Consider the following 26,131-nt stretch of genomic DNA (forward strand, 5'->3'; position numbering starts at 1 on the left):
CTTCTCCTCCGGCTGCTCGACTTTGCACGAGTTTGCTCGACTTCGCGCATCTGATGGATACGATACGGGCATGATCCTGCGGGACCGGCAGAATCGCATCGTCAGCACGCTTCGTGCCGACGGCGCCGCGTCGGTCCGCGAGCTCGCCGAGGCCCTGTCCGTCAGCGAGTCCACCATCCGGCGCGATCTCGAGATTCTCGACCGCAACGGCGAGCTCACCCGCACCTACGGCGGCGCGGTGCGGAAGCCGGGCGTGGCCGTAGGAAAGCATGTCATGCGTGACGCCGGCCTGACCTCCCGCGTCGCCGACGCGGCCGCCGAGATGGTGACCGGTGGCACCGTGGTGATCCTCGACCTCGGTCCCACGACCCCGCTCGTGGCGCGGCGGTTGCACGGCCACGACATCACCGTAGTCACCCCGAACCTCGCGGTGTTCGACGAGCTTCGTGACGACGAGGCCGTTCGCCTGGTGCTGCTCGGGGGTGTCGTCCGCCGTGGCTCCCGCGGCCTGGTCGGTTCCCTGGCGGAGCTCGCGCTCGGCCAGGTGAACGCCGACCTCGTGTTCCTGTCCTGCACCGGGGTGCGGGCCAACGGGCAGGTGGTCGACGACCTGGCGGTCGAGGCGCCCAGCAAACAGTCGATGATCGCCGCGTCCGACCGGGTGGTGCTGCTGGCGCCGGAGACGAACTTCCCGGGCACCGGCGCGCTGCGCCTGTGCTCGCTCGCCGACATCGACGTGCTCGTCACGACGCCGGGCGCGCCCGGAGCAACGCTCGCACTGTGCCGGAACGCCGGGGGAGAGGTCGTTGCCGTATGAAGCTCTGCGTCCTTGGTGGTGGCGGATTCCGCACGCCCCACGTCTACCAGGCGCTGCTGCGCGACACCGCGTCTCCGCGGGTCGAGGAGGTCGCGCTCTACGACGTCGACGAGGTCCGCCTGCGCGTGATGGTCGCGGTCCTCACCGAACTGGCCGCGGGCTTCCCCGACGCGCCACGGCTGACCGCGACCACGAACTTGCCCGAGGCGGTCGAAGGCAGCGACTACGTCTTCGCCGCGCTGCGCGTCGGTGGCCTCGAAGGGCGGCGCTGCGACGAGCATGTCGCGCTCGACCTCGACGTCCTCGGGCAGGAAACCACCGGGCCCGGCGGGCTCGCGTACGCGATTCGCACGATTCCGGTGATGGTCGAGGCGGCTCGCACCATCAAGAAACTCGCGCCGGGCGCGTTCGTCATGAACTTCACCAACCCGGCCGGCATCATCACCGAGGCCATGCAGACGGTGCTGGGCGATCGCGTGCTCGGCATCTGTGACACCCCGTCCGGCCTCGGCCGCCGCGTGGCGGGGCTGCTCGGGCTCGAGCCCGACCGCGTGCACATGGACTACGTGGGGCTCAACCACCTCGGCTGGATGCGCCGCGTCCTTTACGACGGCCGCGACGTGCTGCCCGGGCTTCTGGCCGACGACGACCGGCTCGGCGCGATGGAGGAGGGTCAGGTCTTCGGCCTGGACTGGATCCGCGCGCTCGGCGCGATCCCGAACGAGTACCTGTATTACTACTACTTCAACCGGGACGCGGTGCGGTCGATCGTCGCTTCGGGCGAGACGCGCGGCGACTTCCTCGCGCGGACCCAGACGGAGTTCTACGAGCGCGCCGCCGCGGCCGTGGACGGCGTCGCCGAGTTGTGGCGCGCGACGGTTGCGCGGCGCAGTGCCTCGTACATGGCCGAGGCGAAGGGCGGCACGCAGGACCGGCCGGGGCGGGCCGAGGAGAGCGGCCCGGATCCGGCGGACGAGGGTTATGCGGGGGTCGCGCTCGGCGTGATGGCGGCCATCAGCCGCAACGAGCGCCAGGCGATGATCCTCAACGTGCGCAACCGCGGCACCATCGCGGCCCTGCCGGAGGACGCGGTTGTCGAGGTGCCGACGATGATCGACGCGAACGGGGTGCACCCGCTCACCGCCGATCAGCCGGATCTGCATCAGACCGGGCTCATGGCCCAGGTCAAGCAGGTCGAGCGGCATACCGTTGCCGCGGCGCTGACCGGCTCGAAAACCGAAGCGCTGCAAGCGTTCGCGTTGCATCCGCTGGTGGACAGCGTGACCGTGGCGAAGGATCTGCTGGCCGGCTACCTCGACCGGATCCCCGAAGTGGCGGCCGTGCTCACCCGCTAATGCCGGCCCAGCAAGGAATCCGCGACGTGGTCGAGGTGCCGCCGCATCTTCTCGCCCGCGCCAAGCGGGTCGCGATCGCAGAGCGCTTCGACGATTTCGGTGTGCTCACGGTGATAGCAGCGGCGTAGCTCGGGCGTGGAGGTGCGCCGCTTGAGGCTGCCCCACACCGGCAGGGATCTGGCCGTGTTCATCACGTCGAACATGCTCATCAGCAGGCCGTTGTGCGCGGCGGTCGCGATGGAGCGGTGCAGCCTCGCGTCCCAGCGCTCGAAACCGTCGAAGTCCTCGGCGGATCCGCCCGCGGTCAGGCATTCGCGGATCCGGTCGAGATCGGCCTGGGTGGCCACGCGGGCGGCGAAGGTGGCGACCTGCGGTTCGAGCAGCTGCCTGACCTGCATGATCTCGGCCGGGCTGGTGTCGGCCGGCGCACCATCGAGGCGGCGCAGCGCATTGTCGGTGAGGAACGTGCCGCGGCCGACGTGCCGGCTGACGACGCCTTCGCGTTCCAGCACTTCCAGCGCCCGGCGGACCGCGCTGCGCGGTGCGCCGAGCCGCTCGACGAGATCGCGTTCGGTGGGCAGCTTCGTCCCGGGCGAGAGCGTGCCCTCCTCGGCGGCCGCGCTCAGCAAGGCCCGCAGCGACTGTTCGACGGTCGTCACCGGATCACTCTACCGTGCTGACCAATTGAAACCAATAATCCCATCGCATCCAGGGTATGGACGTAACTCCTCTCGTAGTCGTAAGGTCGACGGGTGTCAGATTGGTTCTTATTGGTTCAGATTGGTTCTGCATGAAGCTGGTGACCTTCTCCGCCGGGGCCGGCACGCTGGTCGGCGCCGCCGAGCCCGAGGCGGGGCTGGTGCGGGATGTCAGCGCGCTGCTGCCGCCGGACACCGGCCTGCTCGCCGTGATCGAGCGCTGGGCCGAGTTCGGTCCGGTACTCGCCGGGCAGGCCGCGGGGCAACCGGCGGTGCCGTTGGACTCCGTGCGGCTGCACGCGCCGATTCCCGTGCCACGGCGCGATATCTACTGCGTCGGCAAGAACTACCGCGAGCACGCGGCGGAGTTCGGCCGCAGCGGTTACGACTCGCCGAGCCGGTCGGAGGAGCTGCCGGACAAGCCGATCATCTTCTCGAAGGCCACCACGGCGGTGACGGGCCCGTACGACGACATCGATCCGCACCACGGCGTCACGAACGAGCTCGACTACGAAGGTGAACTCGCGGTGATCATCGGCCGCGGCGGCCGCGGGATCAGCCGGGAAAGCGCTTACGAACACGTCTGGGGCTACACGATGCTCAACGACGTGACCGCGCGGGATCTGCAGCGTGACCACAAGCAGTGGCTGCTCGGCAAATCCCTCGACACCCACTGCCCGATGGGCCCGTACGCCGTCACCGCCGACGAGGTGCCCGACATCGCGGGGCTCGAGCTGGAGACCACCGTCAACGGGGAGAACCGGCAGCTGGCGCTGGTCAAGGACCTGATCTTCGACATCCCCGACCTGATCGCGACCCTTTCGGCGGGGATGACCCTGCTGCCCGGGGACATCATCGCGACCGGGACGCCCGCGGGTGTCGGGATCGGCTTCACCCCACCGAAATTCCTGGTCAGCGGCGACGTCGTGGAAGTCGCCGTCACCGGTCTCGGCGTACTGCGCAACCGGGTCGCCTGAAACGAAAGGAGAGCAATGCTCGTCAACGGCAAGGAACTGGCGGTCGAGATCGAGGGCGAGGGCCCCGCGGTCCTGTTCGTCCACGGGCTGGGCGGGACGTCGAACTTCTACCAGGTGCAGGCCGGCGCGCTCGCCGGCACGCATCAGGTGATCCGGGTCGACTCGGCCGGGGCCGGGCGTTCCGGGCTCGCGGACGGGATCAGTATCGCCTCGCATGCCGACGATCTGGCCGCGGTGCTCGACGGCCTCGGCATCGAGTCGGCGGCGGTCGTGGCCCACTCGATGGGCACGCTCGTCGCGCGGGTGTTCGCGGCCGAGTACCCGCGCATGGTCACCGCGCTCGCGCTGCTCGGGGCCGTGCGCGAACCGGCCGAGGCGGGCCGTCAGGCGCAGCGTGACCGCGCCGCGGTCCTGCGCGAGAAAGGCACGGCCGCCGTCGCACCGGGCGTGGTCGCGAATGCGCTTTCCGAGACCACCCGGCGCGAAAAGCCGGAAGTCGCCGCGTTCGTGCGTGAGCTGGTGATGCGCCAGGACGCCGAAGGCTATGCCCGCAACTGCGAAGCCCTTGCGGGCGCGACTGATCCCGGTCCCGTCGACCCGGCGTTGCCGCTGCTGCTGCTCACCGGCGACGAGGACAAGGTCGGCCCGCCGGAGGTCAGCCATGAACTCGCCCACGGAAACTCCACTGTGGACATCCTGCCGGGCGTCGGGCACTGGACCGCGCTCGAAGCCGCCACGGCCGTCACCGAACATCTGCGCAAGTTCCTGTAATCGCCTCAACGAGGAGGAGGGCAACGATGCCCGCGACCACGAGCAAGATCCTGTTCCGAGACGTCCGCATCCTCGATTCCACGGGCGCCGACCCGTACCCGGGGGACGTGCTGATCGAGGACGACCGGATCGCCGCCGTCGGTTCCATCGACTCCGCCCGTGCCGAAGGCGCGCGGGTGGTCGAAGGGCGCGCCCGCACACTGATGTCCGGTCTGTGCGACGCGCATACGCACCTTTCCTGGAACAACTCGGCGGATCTGGAGGGGCTGGGGAACACCCCGGTCGAGGAACATCTGCTGTTCTGCCTGGAATCCGCCCGGACCTACCTCGACTCCGGCTACACGATGTGCCTCGGCGCCGCGTCCGCGAAGGAGCGGCTCGACGTGGTCACCCGTGACGCGATCAACGCGGGGCGGGTGCCGGGGCCGCGGTATCTGGCCAACGGCCCGGAGATCGCGGTGACCGGCGGCGCGATCGTCAAGTCCATCACCAAGTTCGCGGACGGCCCGGAGGAGATGCGCAAGGCCGTGCGGGAACTGGTCAACATCGGGGTCGACCAGATCAAGCTGTCCATGACCGGTGAGGAGTTCACCGGCGACCTGCACGCGAGCGACACGTTCTTCTCGGCGGAGGAGGTCGCCGCGGCGGCGGCCGAGGCACACCGCTTCAACAAGCGGGTGTGCGCGCACGCGCGGAGCGCGGAGAGCGTGAAGATGTGCGTGCGCAACAAGGTGGAGATCATCTACCACGCCAGCTTCACCGACGCCGAGGGCATGGACATGCTGGAGTCGAACAAGGACTGGGTGTTCGTGGCGCCGGCGATCAACTGGCTCATCGCGACGTTATACGAGGCGGAGTCCTTCGGCTATCCGCAGGAGGCCGCGGAAGCCGCCGGGTACAAACTGGAGCTGGACACGGCGATCGAAGGGCTGCGGGAGATGCACCGGCGCGGGATCCGGGTCCTGCCGGGCGGGGACTACGGCTTCGCCTGGACCCCGCACGGGACGTACGCGCGGGATCTGGCGCATTTCGTCGACCTGCTCGGGTTCACGCCGATGGAGGCCATCCTCGCGGCGACCGCGCAGGGCGGGGAAATCATGATGCGCCCGCACGAGCTCGGCAAGGTCCAGCCCGGCTACCTCGCCGATGTGCTGCTGGTCGACGGTGATCCGCTGGCGGACATCACGATCCTGCAGGACCACACCCGCCTGCACGCCATCATGAAAGACGGCAAGTTCCACAAACCCCCCGCCTAGTCCCCACTCCCGCCGAGATCTACGTTCAGGACGCCGAGTTCGACGTTGGGGACGCCGAGTTCGACAATGGGGGCCGGACTCGGTGGGCCTACGGCGAACTCGCGGCCGTGAGTGTCGGACTCGCTGTCCTGATTCTCGCGGGTTGTCGGGCGCGGTTAACCTGCGGGGGACGGGTCGCGGCGTTCGGTTGGCGAGCGCATTCCGACAGGGCTGTTGCCGGCGAGTTCAGTGGTGCCGCGGCAGCCACGGCGACGGTAACACTCCGCTCAGCGCGGTGATCACGTCCGAGACCGCCGGCGCCTCGCTCTGGTCGTGGGTGACGTACGGCGTCGTGATCCCGGGCTGGCCTACGACGAGGAAGCGGCGGAGACCTACCGCATCCGCTCGGACGATCCGTTGTCGGCGAGCGCGGAGTCGCACTGGCGGATCCGCTTGCGCCGCGAGGGCCGGGGACGCGGAGATCGAGGCCGGCACCGAGCTGCGCGCGACCGCCACGGCGTTCATTGTGGACAGTCAAGTCGGCCTGATCCCGGGTCAGCCAAGGGTGACTGTTGCTCCGATCAGGGTGACGTAGTCGGGCCCGTCGGTGAAGCCCGGTCCGGTCTCCGGCCCGAGGTAGACATCGAGACGATCGCTCCCCCCGAGGCCGGGGGTGAACTCGTCCCGGATCCGCCAGCTTGCCCGCGACAGCCGGCCGCAGGTCGCGGCCGGTACGGGCGAGCCGTCGTCGAGGGTGCCGCAGCCGGTGATACGAACGGGGGTTCCGTCCGCGACGCCGTCGGCCGCCGCGGAGACGAACGGTTCGAGCGGCCTGCCCTCGCTGTCGCGCGGCGCCGCCTTGGCCGGGTCGGTCACGGTGGTGGTCAGCAGGCCTGACGGGGCGGCGAGCGCGCTGCGCTGGAGTGCGACGCCCTGGTACGTCACGGTCGGGATGGCCGAGAAGTCGAACTGGGTCCACGTCCAGCCGTACCGGCTCGCGAAGTCACCGGCCCTGGCCGTGAGCTGCCAGATGTTGTCCGCCGTCCACACTCGATGTACGAGACTACCCAGCGGTGGATGATCGCGCGTCAACTGGTGGACCCGGACGGGGTGCGGCAGGCAACCTTCGAGGATGTCGCACTCACCTGAGCATCGCCGGTGGTGCGGGTGAACCTGGACCTGTTCCAGTTGCTGGTGTTCGTCACGGTGGTCGAGCGCAACGGCTACTCGGCGGCGGCCCGCGGTCTACCGGGCCGCGGTCACGATGCTGACCGAACAGGACCGGCTCCGGGCGACGCTGGACGGCCTGTATCACGGCGGCCGGGGCCGCGTGCGGGTCGGCGTCAGCATGGCGTTCGAGCAACGGCATTTTCGTTGGTCAGGCGATCGCGCCGTTCTGCCACGCACACCGGGGAACGCTGCTTTCGATGCGGTTCGGCCACAGCCGGCGCGAGGCGCAGGCCGTCCTGGCCGCCCGTGACCATCCCCTGGCGGGCGGCGATCTGGTTTCCGACCCGAACGCCGCGACCTCCGAGCTGGCCGCCTGGCTTCGTGGCCACGCGTCCGGTTGACGGCCGCCACGGCGGCGGTGGCGGTGGAGGACGGACGGGTGCCGTCTGCCACGGCACCCGGCCGACCTGGTTTCTCAGACGGCCAGCAACTTCGATTTGGCTTGCTGGTACTCGGCTTCGGTGATGTCACCGTGGTTGCGCAGGCCGGCCAGCCGCTCGAGCTCACCGACCCGGTCCTGCCCGCCGTTGGGCGGCCCGGGTTCACGCGCCGCGTCCCGCACGTACGAGCGGAACGCCTGCTCCTGCCGCTGTGCGCGCTCACGCTCACGCTCGCCCATACCATGCCCCCGGGCGATGAGGTACACGAAGATTCCGAGGAACGGCAGGATGCAGACGAAGATCGTCCAGCCGGCCTTCGCCCAGCCGCCCAGGTGATCGTCGCGGAAGATATCGGCGATCACGTGGAACAGGAGCATGAACCACATGATCCACAGGAAGAACCACAGCATGGTCAGGAACAGGTTGAGCAAGGGATAGTTCGACACCGGATACCTCCGATCACCGGTCTGCTGTCCGGCGGCCCGGAAGCCGCCGCTGGTCACGCTCGGCCGCATCGGGCCCAGGCGCACCACCTGGAACGGATGAGGCGTGGCTGTCCGCGCTCATGGCCCGGCCGGTGCGCGTTCCCACGTCCGGATGCCGAAAGCGAGCACGATGTCGGCGACGCCCTTGGTCAGCGCGGTCAACCCGACCCACAGCACGAGCAGCGTCGCCGACCGCGATGGGACACCGGCCGCCCAGAACGCGACCACGATCTCGACCGCACCGAGCCCCAGCAGCAACCACCACAGCGCACCCGACCCGTATAGGAGCAGTGCGACGACGATGTTCGCGCACCCCTTGAACAGCAGGAGCCACGCGATGAGCCGCGCCAGGGCGAGGAACGTCGGATCCGGCCAGACCAGCGCGATCAGGCCGCCGGTGAACAAGATCCCGGCCAGCACGGCGTGCACCACCCGGTGCCCGCGGGCCGCCGCGACATCGGCGAGCTGGCTGAACGCGGCGACGATCAGCATCAGCCCGGTGACCAGCGCGATCGAGCGCGCCGACGTCAGGTCGAACTGCAGGACCATCATGCCGAACACGAGCCAGGCGATCCCGATGGTGAGCAGAACCCACCAGCGGACCGTGGCGGTCGCGGTCAGGATCGGCGATCTGGTGCGGCCGGTCGCCGGATCGGCGTAGGTCATCGCGGACTCCCGGTGGGGTTAGGTGGCGCTCGTCGGCTGGTCCGCTCGCTCCGCGGGCGGCTGGTCCAGGAACTGGATCACGCCGAGGCAGCCGAGCAGGACGAGGGCGATCACCAGCGCGGCGAGACCGCTGGGCGGGCTGAGGAAGATGAACACCAGAACGGCCAGGCCGACGGCCACGACCCGCAGTACCGTGCGATGGTCGTGCACCCAGCCGCCGACCTTCCCGGTCCGCAGCCCGGCCTTCGCGCCGCCTCGCCGCAGCCACGCGATCAGCCGCGACGCCCCGGCACGCAGGCGCACCGCGGTGACCGACGGGCCGGCCAGGAACGCGCCGATGCCGATGAGCAGGCCGACCACGAACGCCAGCCGGAGCCCGTCCCGCAGGAACCGCACGATGAGGTCGTAGGAGTCGGCCGCCGGCGCCGCGGAGCGGCTCGGCACGTTGCTGATCAGCACGCCCCGCACCACGAACAGCGCGACGGCGATCACCACCATGCCGGCCGCGATCCCGAATCCGGTGTTCAGCAGGGCACGCCGGTGGTTACGGGCGAGGTACACGCCCGCGGCGAGCAACACGAGAGTGACCCATGGCAGCCAGGTCGCGACCGTATCCAGCGTGTTGTACGCGGACCTGGCCTTGATCAGGGTCGCCGCGTCGCCGACCGCGAGGGTGGGATGCACATCGGGCACCGCGTTCACGGCGGTGAACCCGTTCGCGGCAAGCCGTTGCTTGGCCGCCGTGATGAGCGGACCGAGGTCCAGCTGCACCTTGTCCCCGGCGATACCGATCGCCGACGCGTTACCCGACATGACGGCGTTGAGCTGTTCGTGGCCGCCTCGCAGGGCCTGGTCCCAGACCGCGCGCACCTGCGGGCTCGCGACGAGGGTGCTGACCTGGTCATGCACGAACCCCTGCAAGCTCGACGCCAGCGGTCCGGTCAGCGAGTGCAGCCGGTCCGCGAGTACTGGGGAAAGTCCTTGCGCGGCAAGGGCATCCACCGCCTGGTTCGCGTACGCCTGCACGTCGACGTAGCCGAAGATCGTGCCGGTAACGCGATCGGTCACCGCGGCCTGCACAGATGGCTGCTCGATCAGCGGGCTCATCGTGGCGACGAACCGGTCGGTGTTCGAGACCTGGTTGTGCACCCAGACCGTGAGCAGCGACAACGGCGCGAGGAGGCAGCCCAAGGTGATCAGGACCGCGGCCCCGGCGGCGCGCCAGTTCGGTGTCCGGCGACGGCGAGGCGGTGCCTTGCGCAGCGCCGCGACCTCCTCACGCAGCCGGAGCAGCTCGGCACGCTCGTCGTCGTGCAAGGGCACCATGACGGCGGTCTCGGTCTTGCCTGCGGTCGACTCGGACACGTCGGCCTCCAATCAGGGCAGCTCCGGTATGCGGTTCATCGACACGACTTGCAGGCGGAGGTTGGCGAGCAACGTGAGGATTCCCTGCAGGTGCGCCTCGTCGGTGACGGCGACGTAGATGACGGTCTCGGCCGGGGCCGACACGATCCGCATTTCTTCGTAGTCACGGAAAGCCCGCTGCGCGCGCTCCGACAGCCGCCCGGCGACTCGCACCTCGTACTGAAGGTCAGCCACGACGGTCGCCCTCGTCATTCCTCCGCCTCGGTACCCGCCGTGATGACGGCCCAGATCACGAGGACGTCGAGCGCGATCACGACGATGGACCACAGCGGATAGGCGGAGAGGAAGGCGAGACTCGCGAGCGCGTTGAACCCGGCCAGCAGGACCGTGATCACGCGCGCCCAGGTGGCCCCGGTGAACAGGACGCCGCCCGTGACGGCCACGAGGGCGCCGAGGATGAGGTGCAGCCAGCCCCAACCACTGAGGTTCAGCACCAGCAGTCCCGAGGGGCCCACGACGTAGTAGTGGCTGTTGAACAGCGCGACGACGCCGATTATCACATTGAACAGCCCCGCGACGATCATCATCACGCCGCCGAACACGAGCTTGCCGGTCCACCGGGTCCCGGTTTCGACCGGCCTGGTGCGCGATTCCGGCACGTCGCGGGCATTTGCCGTGCCGGGACGCGGGTAGGCGTGCTGAGTCATTTTCGGTTCCCACTTTCAGGGTCGACGGTTTGCTTCGCACGACGGCCAACGCTGGATCGCCGGCATGGGCGACCACTTCGCCCGCAGCGGATGAGATGCCGGTCAATGCGCGCGTTCCCGCGCGTGTGAGGCACGCCAGGCCGTGTACCGCGCGGTGCCGAGAGGTGCCGTCACGCCATGGGCGAGCACCGAGAAGGCGACCGTCCAGGTGACTACGGTCAGGATCAGTTCGCGCTCGGCCAGTCTCGTCTGCTCGACCAGGATCAGCACGAATACGATCGACGCGAGGCCGCGGGGGCCGAACCAGCCCACGAACGCGACGGTCGGCGCGCGCGCGCCGGTGCCGAGCAGGGCCAGTGCCACCGGACCCATACGCGCCACCGTCAGGCAGGCGACCGCGTAGCAGGCCACCCGCCAGTCGAGCGCCGACAGCGCGGGGCCGAGCAGCACCGCCCCGAACGCCAGGAAGGTCAGCGCGTTGAGCAGTTCACCCGTCCGCTCCGTCAGCTCCGTGCTGGCCGCCACCCCGCGCCCGGCGACCGTACGGTAAACACTTCCGGCGACGAAGGCCGCGATGAACCCGCTGCCACCGAGCGCCGCGGCAGCACTGTAGGCCAGCAGCGGGGTGACGACGGCGTTGATCTGCTGCCAGGCCGGGTTCATCCAACCCTTTGCGGTGCACCGGCTGAGCACCCAGCCGGCGAGCGCGCCGGCCGCGACTCCGGCCGCGAGGCCGTAACCGATCTCGGTGACGACCACCCGCACCGGTCCGGCCTGCGCGACCCCCTCGCCCGACTCCGCGACGGTCAGGAAGATGATGAGCAGCGGGACGCAGATCCCGTCGTTGAGTCCGCTCTCGACATTGAGGCCCTGGCGGATGCCGCGCGGTACCCGAGGGTCCTCGATCACCGGCAGGCTGAGCGCGGCGTCGGTGGGTGCCAGCACGGTCGCCAGAGCGGCGGCGACCCACGGGTCGAGGCCAGGGAAGATCGCCACGGCGGCCAACGTCCCGGCACCGACGCTCAGCGGGAGACCGATGCCGAGCAGGCGCGCCGGCAGCGCGCGTTCGCGCCACAGGCCGCCCATCGAAACGGCGGACGCGTCGGTGAACAGCACCACCGCGAGCGTGGCTTCGGCGAGCACCCGGACACTTTCGTTCGCCGCGCCGTCGGGCACGAAATCGCCTGCCTGGCCGAGCAGCGCGCCGGCGGCGACGAAGACGATCGCGCGTGAGACCACAGTGGACCGCAGGCGCGCGGACAGCGCGCCATAGCCGATCAGCACCAGCGCGGCAATGGGGAAGACCCAAGCGTTCATCGCCCCTCCTGGCCGCATCGCAGCACCGGGCGGCCGGGGAGAGCTCACCTTCCGCAGATGAGGCCGTGCCGCAACCGGGCCCGGATGCTCGCGGCGAGCGGCGTCCCACGCCGCGGAGAACGGAGGCAACCTATGACGATCGGACCTGTACAGCTCGTCGTGCTGGGATTCCCCGACCCGGACTTCCACGGCGCGATCATCGAGGAACTGGAGCGCCTGCGGGAGACCAACACGATCCGGGTGATCGACGCACTGGCGGTGCACAAGGACGTCGACGGCGCGATCGAGGTCGCGCACCTGAGCAACATCAGCGACGAGGAAGCCATCGAACTCGGCAGCAAGATCGGCGCGCTGATCGGGCTCGGCATCGAGGGCGAGGAAGGCATGGCGGCCGGCGCGGTCGCGGGCGCGGAGGCGGCCGCGGACGGTATCGAGGCCTTCTCCGACGAGGACGCCTGGGACGTGCTGGCTGACATCCCGGACGGCACGGCCGCCGCCCTGCTCCTGCTGGAGCACCGGTGGGCCATCCCGCTGCGCGATGCCGTCGCGGCGACCGGCGGCTTCCGCCTCGCCGACAGTTTCATCAGCCCGCTGGACCTGATCGCCATCGGTCTGGTCACCGCGGACGAAGCCGAACAGCTGCACGCGCTGGAAACACCCACACCTAGTCACACCTGAGTGAGGAGGCAGGACGATGTTCGGGTCTCGCAGGGTTTCCCGCCGCACGTCGCGGCGGACCGCGCGGCGTCTCGTGCGCAGGCGGCGCTGAACGTGGCGGGCCGCGGGTACGGCGTGGGCGCTCTGGGCGCGCCGGCCGGAGCACATGCGGCCGCGCGCCCGGCCCTGCCGCGGCGCGCGGCCGCCGCGGTCGCCTTGCTCTGCCTGCCCGCGGCCCTTGCCGTGGTGGTGTGGAGTCTGATCCGCAGCCCGCTCCAGCTCGTACTCGGGCTGGTCTTGATCCTGCTGGCCGTGACCGCGGCCTGGACCGCGCTGGTGCATCACGGCGTCTCCCGGCTACTGGCGGCGATCGCGGCGCTGGTGGCTCTCGCGGCCACCGTCGCGTTGCCGGACATACGGGTGGTCGCGGTGATCGCGGTCCTCACCGGCTTGACCGTTCTTTCCGCCGCCACGGCCGAACTCGCGATCGCCCACGACCTCACGCCTGCCACCACAACGCGGGCCGTCGGCCCCGCTCGCCACGGTGCGCTGTTGATGAACCCGTGGTCGGGTGGCGGGAAGGTGGCACGCTTCGAACTCGAAGACAAGGCTCGCGAGCTGGGCGTCACCCCGATCGTCCTGCGGCGCGGGCAAGATCTGCGGAAGCTGGCCGAACAGGCGGTGGCCGACGGCGCCGACGTGCTGGGCATGGCGGGTGGGGACGGGTCGCAGGCACTGGTCGCCGACGTCGCTCGGCGGCATGGCGTCGCGTTCGTGTGCGTACCGGCCGGGACCCGCAACCACTTCGCACTCGATCTCGGTCTGGACCGCGACGACGTGCCGGCGGCGCTCGCCGCTTTCGGGGACGCGCTCGAACGACGAGTCGATCTCGCCCTGCTCGGCGACCTCGTGTTCGTCAACAACGTTTCGCTCGGCGTGTACGCGACGGTCGTGCAGTCCGGGGCGTACCGGGACGCCAAGCTGACGACCACGACCCAGCTACTGCCCGACCTGCTCGGCCCGCAGGCACCGGGCTTCGACCTGCGCTTCACCCGCCCCGACGGTTCCGCCGCGCAGGCAGCGGACATCGTTTTGGTGTCGAACGGCGCGTATCACCTCGAGAGCCTCCGCGGGTTCGGCACCCGCGGCAGCCTCGACGCGGGGGTGCTGGGTGTGGTGACGGTGACCGTGGACCGCGCCCGGGACGTCACGGCCCTCCTGTCCGCCGAGGCCGCCGGAACCCTCAGGCATTTCCGCGGCTACCGCGACTGGACCGCGCGCGAGTTCGAGATCGACTCCGGGCAGCCGCTGCTCGATGTCGGTGTGGACGGCGAAGCGCTGCGGTTGCCACCGCCGCTGCGTTTCCGGTCCCTGCCCGGTGCGCTGCGAGTGCGCGTCCCCGCCGGACTGGCCGGCGGCGCGGCACCGCCTACCCGTCCGGCGGAGGGGTTCACCGCCCTGTGGCAGGTCCTGTGGGGCCGTCCAGCGCGTCGTCGAGCGTGAGGGCGGCGTCGATCAGCGAAAGGTGCGTGAACGCCTGCGGGAAGTTGCCGATCTGCTCCCCGGTCAGCGCGATCTCCTCCGAGTACAGGCCGACGTGGTTGGCGTAGGTGAGCATCTTCTCGAACACCTGCCGCGCGTGTTCGAGCCGGCCGGCCCGCGCGAGTGCCGAGATGTAGGCGAAGGTGCACAGGGAGAATGTGCCCTCCTGCCCGCGCAGTCCGTCCGGTGAGGCCTCGGGGTTGTAGCGGTAGACCAGGCTGTCGGTCACGAGCTCGGCGTCCATTGCGTCCAATGTGGACAGCCAGCGGGGGTCGCGGGGTGCGACGAAGCCGACCGTCGGCATCCGCAGCAGGGCTGCGTCCAGTACCTCCGTGTGGTAGTGCTGGACGAACGCCTGCCGGTCCTCGTTCCAGCCCTGGCGCATGACCTGCTCGTAGATCGCGTCGCGTTCGCGTGTCCACCGCTCCAGCGGCGCCGGGCGTCCGTGCGCCATCGCCAGTCGGATGCCGCGATCCAGCGCGACCCAGGACATCAACCTGCCGTAGGTGAAGGGCCGGCGCCCGCCCCGGGTCTCCCAGATGCCTTCCTCCGGCTGGTCCCAGCGCTCGGCGAGCCAGTCGAGGACCTCCCGGATGGCGAGCCAGCCGCGGTAGGGTATCTCGAGCCCGGCCCGGTCGCCGACGAACACGCTGTCGAGCGCCTCGCCGTAGATGTCGAGCTGGAGCTGCGCCGCGGCGCCGTTGCCGAGCCGGACCGGACGCGACCCGCGATAGCCCGACCAATGGTCGAGGATCTCCTCTTTGAGATCGGTGGAACCGTCGACGCGGTACATGATGTTGAGCGGTCCGCCTGCTCCGCCGGCGCGCTCCCGGATCCGGTCGCCGAGCCATACCCCGAACCGCTCGGCCTCCCCGGAGAAACCGAGCGCCAGCAGCGCGTACACCGAGAACGACGCGTCGCGGACCCATGTGTAGCGGTAGTCCCAGTTCCGTTCGCCACCCACCTGTTCGGGCAGCGCCATGGTGGGTGCGGCGACCAGCCCACCGGTCGGGGCGTAGGTCATCAGCTTCAGCGTGATCGCGGACCGCGCCACGACCTGCCGCCACCGCCCGAGGTAGGTGCACCGCGCGAGCCACGACCGCCAGTAACGCACCGTTTCGTCGAACAGGCGCTGGAAGTCCGCCACGCGCACCTCGCGGGGCGGGCCGTCGGCGCCCGATTCGAGGATCATGCCGCGCACCTGCCCGGCCACCAGGTCGAGTCCCGCGCGCATGTCGCCGTCCTCGACACGGACGCGAGCGAGCCGCTCGTCCTCCGGCTCACGCACGGTGTGCAACGTGAGCGCGAGCTGGCCGGCGGAGAAGACCGCGCCGGACTCGGTGACGTCGGTGGTGTGCGCGCGACGGCCGTAGTCGAACCTCGGCGCCACCTCGATGCCGAAGCTCATCCGCCCCCGCACGCAGCGGAGCATGCGCACGAGGCGATGGCGGCCGGTGGCGATCTCGCCGGCCGGTGGCATGAAGTCGACGACCTCGCCCACGCCCTGTTCGGCATGGAACCGCGTGATCAGGACAGCGGAATCGGGGTAGTACATCTGTCTTGTGGTGTAGGCCGTTCCGGTGGGACAAACGCGGAACCGCCCGCCGCGGTGCTCGTCGAGCAGTGCGCCGAACACACTCGGCGAATCGAAGCGCGGGCAGCAGTACCAATCGATCGAACCGTCGGTGCCGACGAGCGCGGACGTCTGCAGATCCCCGATCAGCCCGTGCTCGGCGATAGCGGTCTCGGTCATCCCTACCTCCACAATGGACGTTCCAGGGTCCGGCCCGGGGCAGCGTCGCCCGTGCGGCGCCGTGGCGCATCACCCCTGCCGGACGAGGCGGTGCCGAGACGTCATGTCCGGCAGGTGAGGCCGTGCGTGCTCACCGGGACGTCGAGGGCCCACCACACACCCGGCGGAAGCCGGCGATCATGAAGCGATCGATGATGTCTTCCTCGCGGTGTGGCCCGGGCTGGACGCCCGGCATGCGGCTTCTCACCTGTGACAGGCGAAGGAAACCACCGGCCTGCCAAGCAATCCTGTCCCGACAGCTGCCACGGCCGGCGGCAGCCTGGCGTCTGGAGCAAAGGATGAGCGAGCCACTGCGCCCCGGAGCCGAACGGGGCGGCGTCGCGGCGCTTCGCAAGTACCTCGCGACTGGGCTGGTCTGGCTGTGCCCCACCGCCTTGCTGATCGCCGAGGTGGTGCTGGCCGGGCACGTCCGGCCGTTCACCGTCCTGGTGTCGCTGGCCGCCGCGTTCGCGCTGTTCAGCAGGTCGCAGGGGGGACGGGTCGCGGCCGCCCTGCTGGCGCTGGCCGACGCGCTCGCGCACGCGGTGCTGGTTCCGGCCGACTCCCGGTGGCTGGTGCTCGTCGGGTTCGATCTCGCCGTGGTCACCGCCGTCGCCCTGTCCGGCCGGTCGAGCGGATGAGTGAGACGTGGTGGCACTAGTGGTCCGTCTGGGTTTTGATCTGGTGCGCGGCCGCGTTGGGCCTTCGCGATGATGTCCTCCGCAGTCGCCTTCCACACGAACGGTTTCGGGTCGGTGTTCCAGTGCTGCGCCCATACCGTGATCGCCTGCTTGAGGTCCTCAACGCTGGTGAACACGGCACGACGAAGCCGTTTGTCGGTCAGCTCCTTAAACCCGCCAGCGGCGCACGGCATCGGAGTCCACGCCGGATCGGCGGGCGATTTCCTCGTTAGCCACGTCATCCCCGGCCCACAGCAAGGCCCGTGCCTGCATCACCAGGCGGTGCGGCAACGTCGACGAAGCCGCCGTGCGACTCAGATCGGCACGCTGCTCACCGGTCATCGGCAAGGCTGCCGCAACCACAACCAACATCCTACAAACCACCACGACAAATCACAGACACACCACTAGGAGGTGGCATGGTGGCGGAGGGGACCTACGAGTTCAGGGTCAGCGGTGAGATTTCCGAGCGGATACGCGATGTCGTGGGCGAGTTCAGCGAGATGCGTATCGTCGCGGCGGGGCCGGCGACGCTCATCTACAGCAGCGTGCCCGACGCGATGCATCTGCACGGGATCCTGAAGCTGTGCGAGGACCTCGGCCTGCACGTCGTGTCGGTGCAACGGCTGCCTGATCCGCAACGGGCGCCCTAGCGGTCCCCGTCAGCGACCGGAGGTCGAGACCGTCCGGCAGCTCGCCGCGGCGGCGCGGAGCGCGGCCACCAGGTCGTTCGCCGCGGCCCGCATTCCCGCCAGGTCCGGCGGTTGCGCCCCGGCCGCGTCGACGATGCGCCCGAGCGCGGCCTTGGCATCGTCCAGGTGCGCATTGGCTTCCGCACCGACGGTCTGCCGCGCGGAGTCGATCGCGCTCGACAGCTGGCCGGCGGCCGCGCGCACCTGTTCCCGGGAAGCGGTTCCCTGGACCAGTTGGCCCACGGTGGCCGCGAGTGCCTGCCCGCTGGCGACGAGGTCCGCGCATTCCGGGCGGGTCAAGGCCGACGGGCTCGCGGGCGCGGTCGTCGGCGACGGGGTGGTCGCCCCGCCGCCGGACTGGCAGCCGGCCACCACGGCGGCCACGACAGCGGCCAGCACCGCCGCCGTCATCCGCCGTCCGTCGAGAACCACCGCGGTCACTCCCCTCCACCTTGCCCGATCACGGTCCCCGGCGGGCCGCCGCCGCACCTCGCACGTTTGGGGTGACGTGTGGGCACGCTCCGGGCCGCACAGTGGGGCGGCCCCGATCCGTGCGACAGGAGGTGCCCGTTGTCCGCGCAGCCACAGCGAACCGGTACGGGCCGGATCGTCCTCGTCGCGCTGGCCACCCAGCAGTTGCTGATGGCCTACGACTCGACGGCGATGAACGTCGCGCTGTCCGCGATCGTGGCCGACCTGCACACGACGCTCACCGGGGTGCAGAGTGCGATCTCGGTGTACGCGCTCGTGATGGCGTGCCTCATGATCACCGGCAGCAAACTGGGCATGCGCCGCGGGCACACGAGGGTGTTCCTTGCCGGCACGGCCATCTACGGCACCGGTGCGGTGGTGACCGCGCTGAGCCCGAATCTCGCGGTCATGCTCGTCGGCTGGTCACTACTGGAGGGCGTCGGCGCGTCACTGGTGTTCCCCGCGATCTTCTCGATCGCCACGATGGCCTTCTCGGGCGCGGCGCGGACGAAGACGCTGTCCCTCATCGGTGCGATGGCGGGGGTCGGGGCGGCGCTCGGCCCGATCATCGGCGGGCTGATCACCACGTTCCTGACCTGGCGCGTGTCGTTCCTGATGGAGTCGGCCGTCACCGTCACGGTGATGCTGCTCGCCCGCCGCATTGTCGAGCCGAAGCACGAGCGTCCGAAGCACTCGTTCGATGTGGGGGGCGTCGTGCTGTCCGCGCTGGGCTTCGGCCTCGTGGTGATGGGCACGCTGCTCGCCAGCCGCTACGGCCTGTTCGTTGCACGCGAGAACTTCGTCCTGTTCGGCAAGACGATCCTCGCCAAGGGCGCGGTCTCACCCACCGTCGTGCTCGTCGCGGCCGGCGTGTGCGTCCTGGTCGCCTTCGGCTGGTGGGAGGTGCGCCGGGTCAAGCGCGGCCAGGACCCGCTGGTGCGGCTCGACGTGCTGCGCCACCGCGCCACCTCCGTCGGCTCCGGCGCGATGGGCCTGCAGTACCTCGGCATGGCGGGCGGCCTGTTCCTCATCCCGGTGTTCCTGCAGACGACGCTGAACTACAACGCGCTGGAGAGCGGGGTCACCCTGCTGCCGTCCACGGTCATGCTCATCGTGCTCGCCGCACTGGCCGCGCGTGCCGCCGGATCCGCCCGGGTGTCGCGCAAGCTGATCATCGCGACCGGGTTCGGGCTGATGGCGGCCGGCTCGGCGCTCATCGCGGTGATGATCCAGCCCAGTAGCAGCGGGTGGTCGCTGCTGCCCGGGCTGGCGGTGCTCGGTGCCGGGCTGGGCGCGTGCTCGATCCTGCCCGACCTCGTCCAGTCCTCCGCGGCCGGCAACCGGGTCAGCGACGTCGCCGGGTTGTCCCGCAGCGCGTCCTATCTCGGCCAGTCGCTCGGCGTCGCGCTGGCCGGCGCGGTGATGCTCGGCGTCCTCGTTTCGTCCTTCACCAAGGGTGTCGAGAGCAGCCAGGTCCTCACCGAACAGCAGCAGACCCAGGTCGTGCAGAAGATCGACAGTGGTGTGCAGGCGGCGGCACTGAGCGATGCGCAGGCCGCGGCGTCGGTGGCGCAGGCTGGGATCAGCGGACCCGAGGCCACCGCGCTGGTGCAGATCAACGGCGACGCCCGGGTGCAGGGCCTGCGGGTGGCCGTCATCGTGATCGGTGCGACCGCGTTGCTCGGCCTCGGGCTGGCCACCGCGTTGCCCGGCCGGTCCCGGGCGCGCCCGGCGGCTGCGGCGTCACAGCAGACGTGACCGCGGGCTCCAGTCGTAGACCACGGACGTGCGCAGCACCAGGTCCGCCAGCGACCTGCGCGCGGGGCCGGCAGCCAGCACCAGGCCGATCGGGAACACCAGGCAGCACAGCGCGCGCAGCAACGCGATCAGCGGGTGCGGGCTGCCGCCTTCGCGGCTCAGCACGCGCAGTCCCAGTGCCTGGTCGCCGATCGTGCGACCGGTCGCCGTCCACGACCCGGTCAGGTAGGCGATCGCGAGCGCGGCCGCCGTCACCTCGACCACCGTCTGCGAGGGCAGCGGGAACGCGAACCGCGCCGGCGCGGCCGCGAAGACCACGCCGGTCACCGTGAGGTAGCCGGCGCCGAGCGCGAGCGCCAGCACAACGAGGTCGACCACCGCCGCCAGTACGCGGCTGACCACGCCGGCACGGCGTCCCTGGGCGGCCCGGACCCGGTCCGGCGCCGCGCCGGACCAGCCCTGACCGGCGATGCGGTCGTCAGTCGGCAACCGGCCCCGCCGTCGGCTCCGTGCCGGAACGCCGTCCGAGGATCCGGCCGACCCACCGGGATACCGCCTCGTCCGCGGTCATCGTCCGGACGCGGAGGTCGCGCACGGTCTCGGTCGCCATGGATCCGGTGGACAGCCGTACGAGCTCGGGAAGATCACTCGCCTCGACGACGTCCCGTACCACGCCCGACAGATCGAGCCGGGCCACGATGTCCTGGACGATCGCGGGCGCGGCCACGTGGTACCAACCGAGCAGCTGCGCGGCGGCGTCCTGCCGGAGCGCGCAACCGGTTTCGGCCAGTGCCCGCAAGGGGCCGGGCCAGTACTCGGGCCGCAACAGCGGGCGGGCAGGCGCGAACACCTTCGCGCCGGCGCCGAACGCCAAGGCGGCGAGCGCGATGACCGCGTCCCCGGCGACGGGCCGCGGCGGGCTCACCGCCCGCCCGCCCGCACCGAGTCGAGCAGCGCCGCGTGATCGCGCTCGTTCTGATCGGCGTACACACGCGCGAACTCGCCGATCGCCGCATCGAACGAGGTCCCGGAGCCCAGGTACGAGCCGATCGCGATCGCGTCCCCGGTGCGCGCGTGGGCGCGCGCGAGGGTCCACCCGCACAACCGGCCGTAGACGAGCATGCCCGCGGGTTCCATGGTGTCGATATCCGCCGACCCCTTCCAGTCCCGTAGCTGCCGGAGATAGAAGTCCCGGGTCCGCCCGTCCAGGCCGGTGACCCGTACCCAGCCGAGGAAGATGTCACTGACCGCCTGCATGAGGCGCTGTCCCACGACGACCCGCTGACCGCAGTTGCCGAACTCGCTGGGGCCGAGATAATCCTCGAGCACCGAGGGGCCCGCTTCCTTCGCCTGGAGGAACAGCGGATCCTGGTCGTCCTTGCCGAGCAGGAGCAGCATCCAGCAGCGGGTGCCCACGCTGCCGACACCGACGACCTTCCTGGCGAAGTCCGCCATCCGGTACCGGTCCAGCAGGAGCCGCCGGTCCGGTTCGAGCGTCTCCCGGTACGCCGCCACCACACCCTGCAGCTCGTCGATCAGCTGGACCGCCCGCTCCTTGCGAACGCCGAGCTCCTCCACCCGGACGATGAGCGGGGGATCCGACGCGATCCGCGGTACGCCGTCGGCGATCCTGGTGAACTTGCGCAGCGCGCCCAGGTGGTCCCGAGCGCGCGCCTTCTCGGTGGTCCGCGACAGCTTCCTCCGGCGGGCAGCGCTGAACCGGCCCGCGTAGGTCGACTCCACCGTTTCCACGTCAGCATGGGCGTACCACACCCGCAGCACGGTCCACCGCGAGAACTCTCGCATCGCACGGCGATACTCGGCGACCGCGGCGGTCACGATCTCGTGCCGCCGTTTGCGTGGATAGCCGTTGTCGCGCCCGGCGATCTCGAGGCTGGCCGCGAGCCGCTTCACGTCCCATTCCCACGGCCCGGGCAACGTTTCGTCGAAGTCGTTGATGTCGAACACCAGGCGCCGCTCGGGCGAGGCGAACAACCCGAAGTTCGACAGATGCGCGTCGCCGCAGGCTTGTACGGTCAACCCGGTCCGCGGGGTACCGACGAGGTCGCTCGCCATCGGCAGGGCCGCGCCGCGGAAGTAGCTGAACGGCGACAGGGCCATCCGCTCGTACCGGATCGGCAGCAGCTCCGGCACCCGGTGCTCGTCCTGACCCGCCAGCAGTGCCAGCGGAGGCGGCGCCTTCGGATCGCGGGCGAACTCGGCGTGCCGCGAACGTGGCACGACCGATCGCGCCGCCTTGCCCACTGCGGCCCGTTCGGCGGCCGTCAGCCCGTTGCGCCCGGCAGTGCCGGTCGTGGGTTCGCGAATCGCCGCGACCACGGACTCAGTCCTCGTGCCCCGGCGCGGCCCACTTCAACTCGACCTCCATTTCGATCTCGTCACCGTCGACCTCGAGCTCGATTTCGCAGCGGACGTGGTCCGGCACATGCACCTTCACCGTGCTGCCGCCCAAGGGAACCAGGACCTTCTCACCGTCGGCGAGCGCGGCCGCCAGCGTCGACAACCGGCGTGCCGCCTCCTCGCGAGTCAGCAACTCTTCACGCGTTACTTCCAATGTGGACATGCTCCCGAGCACACGCCGGCGCCCGCCCGCTCGCCTCACCCGCCCTGGATGAAACGCGCCGAGTTCACCCCGGACGGGTGGGCGCCGGCGAGCCCTGGGCGATCACCATGCGCGTGTGGATGTGGCATCGGCACACGAGCTATCTCAGCGGTACCTGGCACGCGGGTTGCCGGGGCGCTGGGCGCACGTACGAGCCACGGCCGCCGTGGCCACCCGGATCGGTCCGCTGCTGCTGGCACCCGATGAGCGGGATCTGCTTGTCGCCGCATCAGTCCTGCACGACATCGGCTATGCCAGGCCGCTGGTGCTCTCCGGCTTCCATCCTCTCGACGGCGCGCGATTCCTTCGCCGTGCCGGCGCGCCCATGCGGCTTTGCGCCTTGGTCGCGAATCACAGCGCGGCCGCGGGCGTGGCCCGGTTACGGGGTCTCGCCGGCGAGCTCGCCGAGTTCCCCGACGAAGCGACGACCTTGCGTGACGCCTTGTGGTACTGCGACATGTCGGTCGGCGTATCCGGTGAGCCGACCACCTTCGACCGGCGTATCGCCGACATCCGGATGCGGCACGTACCGGACTCGTTCGTGGTGCGAGCGCTCGACTCGGGCGGGCTCGAAGCACGAGCGGCCGCCTTCCAGCGCGTGCGGCTGCTGCTGGTTCCCGGCGCGGCACGACCTGCCCCGGCGGGCTGCTGATGAAGCCGCGGCAGGCCGCGCCGTCCCGGCGCCCCGTGCACGCGGGAGATCTGCGGATCGACGCGTGGGCGGGGACACGCGAGGCCTGTATCGCCGAGGCGGTCGACGCACTGGTGGGCAGCTTCCTCGGTCCCCGGCGGCCGGCGCCGACATCACGGTCGTCGTTCCGGGTCACCGGCAGCACCGATGCCGAACTGCTGCGAGCGGTGCTGCGACAGGTCATCTCGGACGTGCTGGACCGGCAGGAGGTACCGGTCGCCACCGCGGTGACGGCCACGGCGAACGGGCTGGGGGTGACGTGTCGTACCGTCAGCGCCGGCTCGATCGTGCCCGCCGGCGCGCTGCCGAAGAGTCTTTCGCGCGACGGTGCGCTGTGCGTGCGATTTCCCAGCGGCTGGTGGTGCACCGCCCGGATCGACGTGTGAACGCGTCAGTCCTCGGGGAGCGTCATCTCCCGCCCGTGCGCCACGATCGCGTAGATCACGATGACGTCCAGCGCGATGACGAGGATCGACCACACCGGGTACGCCGCGACGAAACCCAGGTTCACGATCGCCGAGATGCCGGCGAGAATCACGCCGCCCACACGCGCGGCTGTGTTTCCCGTCAGCAGTCCGATGCCCACGATGACGGTCAGGACGCCCAGCGCGAGATGCACCCAGCCCCATACGGTGTAGTCCACGTTGACCACCAGCCCCGAGGAACCGACCAGGTAGTAACCGTCGTCGAACACGGATACGAGGCCTTCCACCGCGTGGAACAGGCCGAGCAGGACCAGCATGATCCCGCCGAACGCGACCCAGCCGGTCCAGCCGGTCCGCCGGGACCCCGCGGCCGCCTTGTCGTGATATGTGCCGTCTGCCATGACATCCTCCCTGCGATGGGTGGCGTTCGCCGATCGTCACCGTCGCCCTGCGCCGGCCGCTCATCCCGCCGAGATGAGATTCCGCCGCACGAGCCATCACCTCCGGGTGGTGCGACGCCGGCGTGCCACAGCGAAGCTGGCGCCGAAGTGAAGGGAGCCACCGAGATGGCACGCGGATCGGCGAGCTGGATGCTCCGGCAGTTGCGCCTGCTGCGCCCCGGGCGCAGCGCACTGGCCCGGTGCTGGGACCGGATCGAAGCTGTGCTCGCCCTGCTGGCGATCGGGCTGTGCCTGGCCGTGATCCCGGTGGCCGTGACGATCGGCCTGGATGTCTACAATGGACTTTCGGTGGCGGCTCGGCAGGAGAAGGCGGAACGGCATCAGGCGATCGCGATCACCAAGGCGGACGCACCACCGGCCGAGACGGCCGTGACCGGCGAACAGGCCGGAGTTCCGGCGGTCTGGTCCGGTGTGGACGGTGCCGGGCACACCGGGCGGATCCCGGTGGATCCCGCGACGCCCGCGGGCACCGCGGAGCCGATCTGGCTCGACCGGAACGACGAGCCGACCATCGCGCCCCTCGATGGGTCGGCGGTGGTCAGCTCCGCGGTGGCTGCCGGGCTGTTCGCGTGGATCTGCGGTGTCCTTGCAGTGGCGGGCGGCCTGGCGGGCGGGCGGATGCTGCTCGACAACCGGCGCGCCGCGGCGTGGACGCGTGAATGGGCCCGGTTCAGCGGCCGGCCGAGCCGGCCGTGAGCGTTCCCGTCCGGACTCATCACCCGTGGATGAGGTGAGTGCGGCGGTGCGGGGTCAAGCTGGCGGAAGAACGGGCTCAGGGAGGATGAGATGACCCAGACATCGGCCGGCGGCCAGACAACGCCGAGGACCAAGCGGGCCAGCGCGTGGACGGGCTGGGTCGCCTTCGGCGGCGTGATGCTGGTGCTGCTCGGACTCTTCCATGTGGTGCAAGGCATCGTCGCGGTGTTCGACGAGGGCTACTACCTGGTCACCGCCTCCGGTCTGGTGGTGAATGTCGACTACACCGTGTGGGGGTGGGTGCACGTCGCACTGGGTATCGTGGCCGTCGCGGCGGGCGTCGGTGTCCTGCTCGGCAACAGGATCGCGGGTGTGGCGGCCGTGGTCATCGCCGCTCTCAGCGCGCTCGTCAACCTCGGCTTCGTCGCGGCCTACCCGGTGTGGTCGATGGTGGTCATCGCGCTGGACGTGATCGTGATCTACGCGATCGTGACACACGGGCGGGACCTACGGCTCGTCCGTTGACAGGTGCAGTAGCACCGCGACCCATCGCGCCCCGGGATCCATGTCGAGCAGGACACACCGCACGAGCAGGGTCACCGGGATCGCGAGGATCGCACCGAGCGGGCCGAGTACCCACGCCCAGAACACTAGCGCCACGAACGTGACCAGCGCCGACAGGCCCACGGAGTCACCGACGTAGTAGGGCTGGATCAGGGACTGGATCACCAGGTTGACCAGGCAGTAGACGCCGATCACCGCCACCATCGGGCGCCAGCCTCCGTCGAGGAGCGCGAGCAGTGCGGGCGGCACCAGGCCGAGTACGAAGCCGACGTTCGGGATGTAGTTCGTCACGAACGAAAGCAGTCCCCACAGCAGGGCCAGCGGTACGGCGATGATCGCGAGCGCGATCGTGTCGAGCACGGCGACGATGAAGCCGAACAACGTGGTCACCACAAGGTAGCGCCGGGTGCGGGCGGCGAATCGGGTCAGCGCGGTGCCGGCCGCGGACCGGCCACGCGCGAGCGTCGCCATCCGCTCACCGAACCCACCCGACTCCACGCTGAGGAAGAACAGCAACGTCAGCACGAACACCACGTTGGTCAGCAGACCGGTCACGCCGCTCAGTAGCGAGCCGAGGTAGGGCAGCACCTTGCCGAGGTCCAGCGAGCCCGCGACCTCACGCACCTGATCGGCGCCGACGCCGGCTCGTTCGAGCGCGCCGACGGCATCGGAGACGAGCTCGTCGAACCGGGCCGCGTACCGCGGCAGCAGCGTGACCAGCTTCGCCACCGACACGAACACCACCAGGCCGAAGCCGATGAGCACGGCATAGACGAGCAGCAGGAGCACAACCGTCGCCGCCCACCCCGGGAATCCGTGCCGCCGCAGCCCGCGCCGCACCGGGGCGATCGCGATCACGATGACCAGGGCGAGCAGGACCGGTGCCAGCAGCCAGGCGACCGCGCGCATCCCCGCCACGGTGACCGTCGCCGCCGCGAAGCCGAGGAGGATGACCACGGTGCGCGGCAGGGGCCACCCGGCACGCACGTCGGCGTCGGTGAAGGTGTGGACCCTGAGGTGGCGGTCCGTCATCGCGGCGACACTAACCACGGTGGCGGCGCGGCGCCTCACCCCGC

33 protein-coding genes are annotated in these 26,131 nt (G+C 70.3%); 15 read left to right on the plus strand and 18 right to left on the minus strand.

The window, feature by feature from the left end:
* Positions 1-70: 70 nt before the first annotated feature.
* Entirely contained in the window at positions 71-817 is a 747-nt protein-coding gene (locus FG385_RS03170; protein WP_139095059.1) for a DeoR/GlpR family DNA-binding transcription regulator, read from the plus strand.
* The gene (locus FG385_RS03175; protein ID WP_139095060.1) at positions 814-2,172 is read left to right on the plus strand and encodes a 6-phospho-beta-glucosidase; all 1,359 of its coding nucleotides are present in this window, start codon (positions 814-816) and stop codon (positions 2,170-2,172) included. The genes FG385_RS03170 and FG385_RS03175 overlap by 4 nt, the downstream gene beginning before the upstream one ends.
* Here FG385_RS03175 and FG385_RS03180 read toward each other — a convergent pair.
* On the minus strand, positions 2,169-2,831 hold the full coding sequence (locus tag FG385_RS03180) for a FadR/GntR family transcriptional regulator (protein WP_139095061.1): 663 nt from the start codon (positions 2,829-2,831) through the stop codon (positions 2,169-2,171). The genes FG385_RS03175 and FG385_RS03180 overlap by 4 nt on opposite strands.
* Before the next feature lie 131 nt (positions 2,832-2,962).
* Between FG385_RS03180 and FG385_RS03185 the strand changes: the two genes are divergently transcribed.
* The 3 genes from FG385_RS03185 to FG385_RS03195 are packed head-to-tail and all read left to right on the plus strand — an operon-like array spanning position 2,963 to position 5,874.
* Positions 2,963-3,847, plus strand: coding sequence for a fumarylacetoacetate hydrolase family protein (locus FG385_RS03185; RefSeq protein WP_139095062.1), 885 nt, complete (start codon positions 2,963-2,965; stop codon positions 3,845-3,847).
* 15 nt (positions 3,848-3,862) lie between these two features.
* Complete coding sequence (locus tag FG385_RS03190; protein WP_139095063.1) at positions 3,863-4,618, plus strand: alpha/beta fold hydrolase; 756 nt, start codon at positions 3,863-3,865, stop codon at positions 4,616-4,618.
* A 26-nt stretch (positions 4,619-4,644) separates the two neighbouring features.
* Positions 4,645-5,874: a metal-dependent hydrolase family protein gene (locus tag FG385_RS03195; RefSeq protein ID WP_139095064.1), complete on the plus strand. Its 1,230-nt coding sequence runs from the start codon at positions 4,645-4,647 to the stop codon at positions 5,872-5,874.
* Between the two features lie 225 nt (positions 5,875-6,099).
* Here the strand turns inward: FG385_RS03195 and FG385_RS03200 are convergent, their stop codons facing one another.
* Entirely contained in the window at positions 6,100-6,378 is a 279-nt protein-coding gene (locus FG385_RS03200) for a P-loop NTPase family protein (protein WP_139095065.1), read from the minus strand.
* 30 nt (positions 6,379-6,408) lie between these two features.
* Entirely contained in the window at positions 6,409-6,903 is a 495-nt protein-coding gene (locus FG385_RS03205) for a hypothetical protein (RefSeq protein WP_139095066.1), read from the minus strand.
* A 377-nt stretch (positions 6,904-7,280) separates the two neighbouring features.
* Between FG385_RS03205 and FG385_RS33755 the strand changes: the two genes are divergently transcribed.
* Entirely contained in the window at positions 7,281-7,424 is a 144-nt protein-coding gene (locus FG385_RS33755) for a hypothetical protein (protein WP_160148712.1), read from the plus strand.
* 74 nt (positions 7,425-7,498) lie between these two features.
* Here the strand turns inward: FG385_RS33755 and FG385_RS03210 are convergent, their stop codons facing one another.
* The 6 genes from FG385_RS03210 to FG385_RS03235 form a co-directional block, all read right to left on the minus strand.
* Positions 7,499-7,996 (minus strand): SHOCT domain-containing protein, encoded by a 498-nt coding sequence (locus FG385_RS03210; RefSeq protein ID WP_235022354.1) that lies wholly within the window; start codon positions 7,994-7,996, stop codon positions 7,499-7,501.
* 30 nt (positions 7,997-8,026) lie between these two features.
* Positions 8,027-8,614, minus strand: a complete 588-nt coding sequence (locus tag FG385_RS03215; RefSeq protein ID WP_139095067.1) for an HdeD family acid-resistance protein — start codon at positions 8,612-8,614, stop codon at positions 8,027-8,029.
* 18 nt (positions 8,615-8,632) lie between these two features.
* Positions 8,633-9,979, minus strand: a complete 1,347-nt coding sequence (locus FG385_RS03220) for a hypothetical protein (protein ID WP_235022355.1) — start codon at positions 9,977-9,979, stop codon at positions 8,633-8,635.
* A gap of 12 nt (positions 9,980-9,991) precedes the next feature.
* Positions 9,992-10,213: a hypothetical protein gene (locus tag FG385_RS03225; RefSeq protein ID WP_139095068.1), complete on the minus strand. Its 222-nt coding sequence runs from the start codon at positions 10,211-10,213 to the stop codon at positions 9,992-9,994.
* 14 nt (positions 10,214-10,227) lie between these two features.
* Entirely contained in the window at positions 10,228-10,686 is a 459-nt protein-coding gene (locus FG385_RS03230; RefSeq protein WP_139095069.1) for a DUF7144 family membrane protein, read from the minus strand.
* Positions 10,687-10,788: 102 nt separating this feature from the next.
* The gene (locus tag FG385_RS03235) at positions 10,789-12,003 is read right to left on the minus strand and encodes a cation:proton antiporter domain-containing protein (protein WP_139095070.1); all 1,215 of its coding nucleotides are present in this window, start codon (positions 12,001-12,003) and stop codon (positions 10,789-10,791) included.
* A 132-nt stretch (positions 12,004-12,135) separates the two neighbouring features.
* Here FG385_RS03235 and FG385_RS03240 point away from each other — a divergent pair, with 132 nt between their 5' ends.
* Together FG385_RS03240 and FG385_RS03245 are read left to right on the plus strand one after the other, a co-directional pair.
* Entirely contained in the window at positions 12,136-12,681 is a 546-nt protein-coding gene (locus FG385_RS03240; protein WP_139095071.1) for a hypothetical protein, read from the plus strand.
* Positions 12,682-14,163 carry a diacylglycerol/lipid kinase family protein gene (locus FG385_RS03245; RefSeq protein ID WP_235022356.1) on the plus strand — a complete coding sequence of 494 codons (1,482 nt, stop codon included), beginning with the start codon at positions 12,682-12,684 and terminating at the stop codon, positions 14,161-14,163.
* Here FG385_RS03245 and FG385_RS03250 read toward each other — a convergent pair.
* Entirely contained in the window at positions 14,111-15,955 is a 1,845-nt protein-coding gene (locus FG385_RS03250; protein WP_139095072.1) for a glycoside hydrolase family 15 protein, read from the minus strand. The genes FG385_RS03245 and FG385_RS03250 overlap by 53 nt on opposite strands.
* A gap of 338 nt (positions 15,956-16,293) precedes the next feature.
* Here FG385_RS03250 and FG385_RS03255 point away from each other — a divergent pair, with 338 nt between their 5' ends.
* Positions 16,294-16,635 carry a hypothetical protein gene (locus FG385_RS03255; RefSeq protein WP_139095073.1) on the plus strand — a complete coding sequence of 114 codons (342 nt, stop codon included), beginning with the start codon at positions 16,294-16,296 and terminating at the stop codon, positions 16,633-16,635.
* A gap of 207 nt (positions 16,636-16,842) precedes the next feature.
* Here FG385_RS03255 and FG385_RS33760 read toward each other — a convergent pair whose 3' ends face one another.
* Positions 16,843-17,037: a hypothetical protein gene (locus FG385_RS33760; protein ID WP_160148713.1), complete on the minus strand. Its 195-nt coding sequence runs from the start codon at positions 17,035-17,037 to the stop codon at positions 16,843-16,845.
* A 56-nt stretch (positions 17,038-17,093) separates the two neighbouring features.
* Between FG385_RS33760 and FG385_RS03265 the strand changes: the two genes are divergently transcribed.
* On the plus strand, positions 17,094-17,327 hold the full coding sequence (locus FG385_RS03265; protein ID WP_235022357.1) for a hypothetical protein: 234 nt from the start codon (positions 17,094-17,096) through the stop codon (positions 17,325-17,327).
* Between the two features lie 9 nt (positions 17,328-17,336).
* Here the strand turns inward: FG385_RS03265 and FG385_RS03270 are convergent, their stop codons facing one another.
* A complete protein-coding gene (locus tag FG385_RS03270) occupies positions 17,337-17,807 on the minus strand; it encodes a hypothetical protein (protein WP_139095074.1) in 471 nt (156 codons plus the stop codon).
* A 129-nt stretch (positions 17,808-17,936) separates the two neighbouring features.
* On the opposite strand from FG385_RS03270, the gene FG385_RS03275 reads away from it, so the two are divergent.
* Positions 17,937-19,595 carry an MFS transporter gene (locus tag FG385_RS03275; RefSeq protein ID WP_139095075.1) on the plus strand — a complete coding sequence of 553 codons (1,659 nt, stop codon included), beginning with the start codon at positions 17,937-17,939 and terminating at the stop codon, positions 19,593-19,595.
* Here FG385_RS03275 and FG385_RS03280 read toward each other — a convergent pair.
* The 4 genes from FG385_RS03280 to FG385_RS03295 are packed head-to-tail and all read right to left on the minus strand — an operon-like array spanning position 19,581 to position 22,179.
* The gene (locus FG385_RS03280) at positions 19,581-20,084 is read right to left on the minus strand and encodes an RDD family protein (RefSeq protein WP_235022358.1); all 504 of its coding nucleotides are present in this window, start codon (positions 20,082-20,084) and stop codon (positions 19,581-19,583) included. The genes FG385_RS03275 and FG385_RS03280 overlap by 15 nt on opposite strands.
* A complete protein-coding gene (locus tag FG385_RS03285; RefSeq protein ID WP_235022359.1) occupies positions 20,074-20,520 on the minus strand; it encodes a hypothetical protein in 447 nt (148 codons plus the stop codon). The genes FG385_RS03280 and FG385_RS03285 overlap by 11 nt, the downstream gene beginning before the upstream one ends.
* Entirely contained in the window at positions 20,517-21,935 is a 1,419-nt protein-coding gene (locus tag FG385_RS03290; protein WP_235022360.1) for a DUF2252 domain-containing protein, read from the minus strand. Before FG385_RS03290 ends, FG385_RS03285 begins: the two co-directional genes overlap by 4 nt.
* A 4-nt stretch (positions 21,936-21,939) precedes the next feature.
* Positions 21,940-22,179, minus strand: coding sequence for an amphi-Trp domain-containing protein (locus FG385_RS03295; protein WP_139095076.1), 240 nt, complete (start codon positions 22,177-22,179; stop codon positions 21,940-21,942).
* A gap of 115 nt (positions 22,180-22,294) precedes the next feature.
* On the opposite strand from FG385_RS03295, the gene FG385_RS03300 reads away from it, so the two are divergent.
* The gene (locus tag FG385_RS03300) at positions 22,295-22,870 is read left to right on the plus strand and encodes an HD domain-containing protein (RefSeq protein WP_160148714.1); all 576 of its coding nucleotides are present in this window, start codon (positions 22,295-22,297) and stop codon (positions 22,868-22,870) included.
* On the plus strand, positions 22,870-23,295 hold the full coding sequence (locus tag FG385_RS03305; RefSeq protein ID WP_139095078.1) for an archease: 426 nt from the start codon (positions 22,870-22,872) through the stop codon (positions 23,293-23,295). Before FG385_RS03300 ends, FG385_RS03305 begins: the two co-directional genes overlap by 1 nt.
* A 5-nt stretch (positions 23,296-23,300) precedes the next feature.
* Here the strand turns inward: FG385_RS03305 and FG385_RS03310 are convergent, their stop codons facing one another.
* Positions 23,301-23,735 carry a DUF7144 family membrane protein gene (locus FG385_RS03310; RefSeq protein ID WP_139095079.1) on the minus strand — a complete coding sequence of 145 codons (435 nt, stop codon included), beginning with the start codon at positions 23,733-23,735 and terminating at the stop codon, positions 23,301-23,303.
* 165 nt (positions 23,736-23,900) lie between these two features.
* Here FG385_RS03310 and FG385_RS03315 point away from each other — a divergent pair, with 165 nt between their 5' ends.
* Together FG385_RS03315 and FG385_RS03320 are read left to right on the plus strand one after the other, a co-directional pair.
* A complete protein-coding gene (locus FG385_RS03315) occupies positions 23,901-24,491 on the plus strand; it encodes an Rv1733c family protein (protein WP_139095080.1) in 591 nt (196 codons plus the stop codon).
* 90 nt (positions 24,492-24,581) lie between these two features.
* A complete protein-coding gene (locus FG385_RS03320) occupies positions 24,582-25,016 on the plus strand; it encodes a DUF7144 family membrane protein (protein WP_139095081.1) in 435 nt (144 codons plus the stop codon).
* Here FG385_RS03320 and FG385_RS03325 read toward each other — a convergent pair.
* Entirely contained in the window at positions 24,999-26,087 is a 1,089-nt protein-coding gene (locus tag FG385_RS03325) for an AI-2E family transporter (RefSeq protein WP_139095082.1), read from the minus strand. The two genes, FG385_RS03320 and FG385_RS03325, sit on opposite strands and share 18 nt — an antisense overlap.
* Positions 26,088-26,131 lie beyond the last annotated feature (44 nt).

Origin of the sequence: Amycolatopsis alkalitolerans, assembly GCF_006152065.1 — a bacterium.
Classification (GTDB): domain Bacteria; phylum Actinomycetota; class Actinomycetes; order Mycobacteriales; family Pseudonocardiaceae; genus Amycolatopsis_E; species Amycolatopsis_E alkalitolerans.

Bases quoted from the DNA above. Each gene is read 5' to 3' on its own strand.
- FG385_RS03170 (WP_139095059.1), top strand. From the start codon at position 71: ATGATCCTGCGGGACCGGCAGAATCGCATCGTCAGCACGCTTCGTGCC.
- FG385_RS03175 (WP_139095060.1), top strand. From the start codon at position 814: ATGAAGCTCTGCGTCCTTGGTGGTGGCGGATTCCGCACGCCCCACGTC.
- FG385_RS03185 (WP_139095062.1), top strand. From the start codon at position 2,963: ATGAAGCTGGTGACCTTCTCCGCCGGGGCCGGCACGCTGGTCGGCGCC.
- FG385_RS03190 (WP_139095063.1), top strand. From the start codon at position 3,863: ATGCTCGTCAACGGCAAGGAACTGGCGGTCGAGATCGAGGGCGAGGGC.
- FG385_RS03195 (WP_139095064.1), top strand. From the start codon at position 4,645: ATGCCCGCGACCACGAGCAAGATCCTGTTCCGAGACGTCCGCATCCTC.
- FG385_RS03200 (WP_139095065.1), bottom strand. From the start codon at position 6,378: ATGAACGCCGTGGCGGTCGCGCGCAGCTCGGTGCCGGCCTCGATCTCC.
- FG385_RS33755 (WP_160148712.1), top strand. From the start codon at position 7,281: ATGCGGTTCGGCCACAGCCGGCGCGAGGCGCAGGCCGTCCTGGCCGCC.
- FG385_RS03215 (WP_139095067.1), bottom strand. From the start codon at position 8,614: ATGACCTACGCCGATCCGGCGACCGGCCGCACCAGATCGCCGATCCTG.
- FG385_RS03230 (WP_139095069.1), bottom strand. From the start codon at position 10,686: ATGACTCAGCACGCCTACCCGCGTCCCGGCACGGCAAATGCCCGCGAC.
- FG385_RS03235 (WP_139095070.1), bottom strand. From the start codon at position 12,003: ATGAACGCTTGGGTCTTCCCCATTGCCGCGCTGGTGCTGATCGGCTAT.
- FG385_RS03240 (WP_139095071.1), top strand. From the start codon at position 12,136: ATGACGATCGGACCTGTACAGCTCGTCGTGCTGGGATTCCCCGACCCG.
- FG385_RS03250 (WP_139095072.1), bottom strand. From the start codon at position 15,955: ATGACCGAGACCGCTATCGCCGAGCACGGGCTGATCGGGGATCTGCAG.
- FG385_RS03255 (WP_139095073.1), top strand. From the start codon at position 16,294: ATGAGCGAGCCACTGCGCCCCGGAGCCGAACGGGGCGGCGTCGCGGCG.
- FG385_RS03265 (WP_235022357.1), top strand. From the start codon at position 17,094: ATGGTGGCGGAGGGGACCTACGAGTTCAGGGTCAGCGGTGAGATTTCC.
- FG385_RS03295 (WP_139095076.1), bottom strand. From the start codon at position 22,179: ATGTCCACATTGGAAGTAACGCGTGAAGAGTTGCTGACTCGCGAGGAG.
- FG385_RS03305 (WP_139095078.1), top strand. From the start codon at position 22,870: ATGAAGCCGCGGCAGGCCGCGCCGTCCCGGCGCCCCGTGCACGCGGGA.
- FG385_RS03310 (WP_139095079.1), bottom strand. From the start codon at position 23,735: ATGGCAGACGGCACATATCACGACAAGGCGGCCGCGGGGTCCCGGCGG.
- FG385_RS03315 (WP_139095080.1), top strand. From the start codon at position 23,901: ATGGCACGCGGATCGGCGAGCTGGATGCTCCGGCAGTTGCGCCTGCTG.
- FG385_RS03320 (WP_139095081.1), top strand. From the start codon at position 24,582: ATGACCCAGACATCGGCCGGCGGCCAGACAACGCCGAGGACCAAGCGG.
- FG385_RS03325 (WP_139095082.1), bottom strand. From the start codon at position 26,087: ATGACGGACCGCCACCTCAGGGTCCACACCTTCACCGACGCCGACGTG.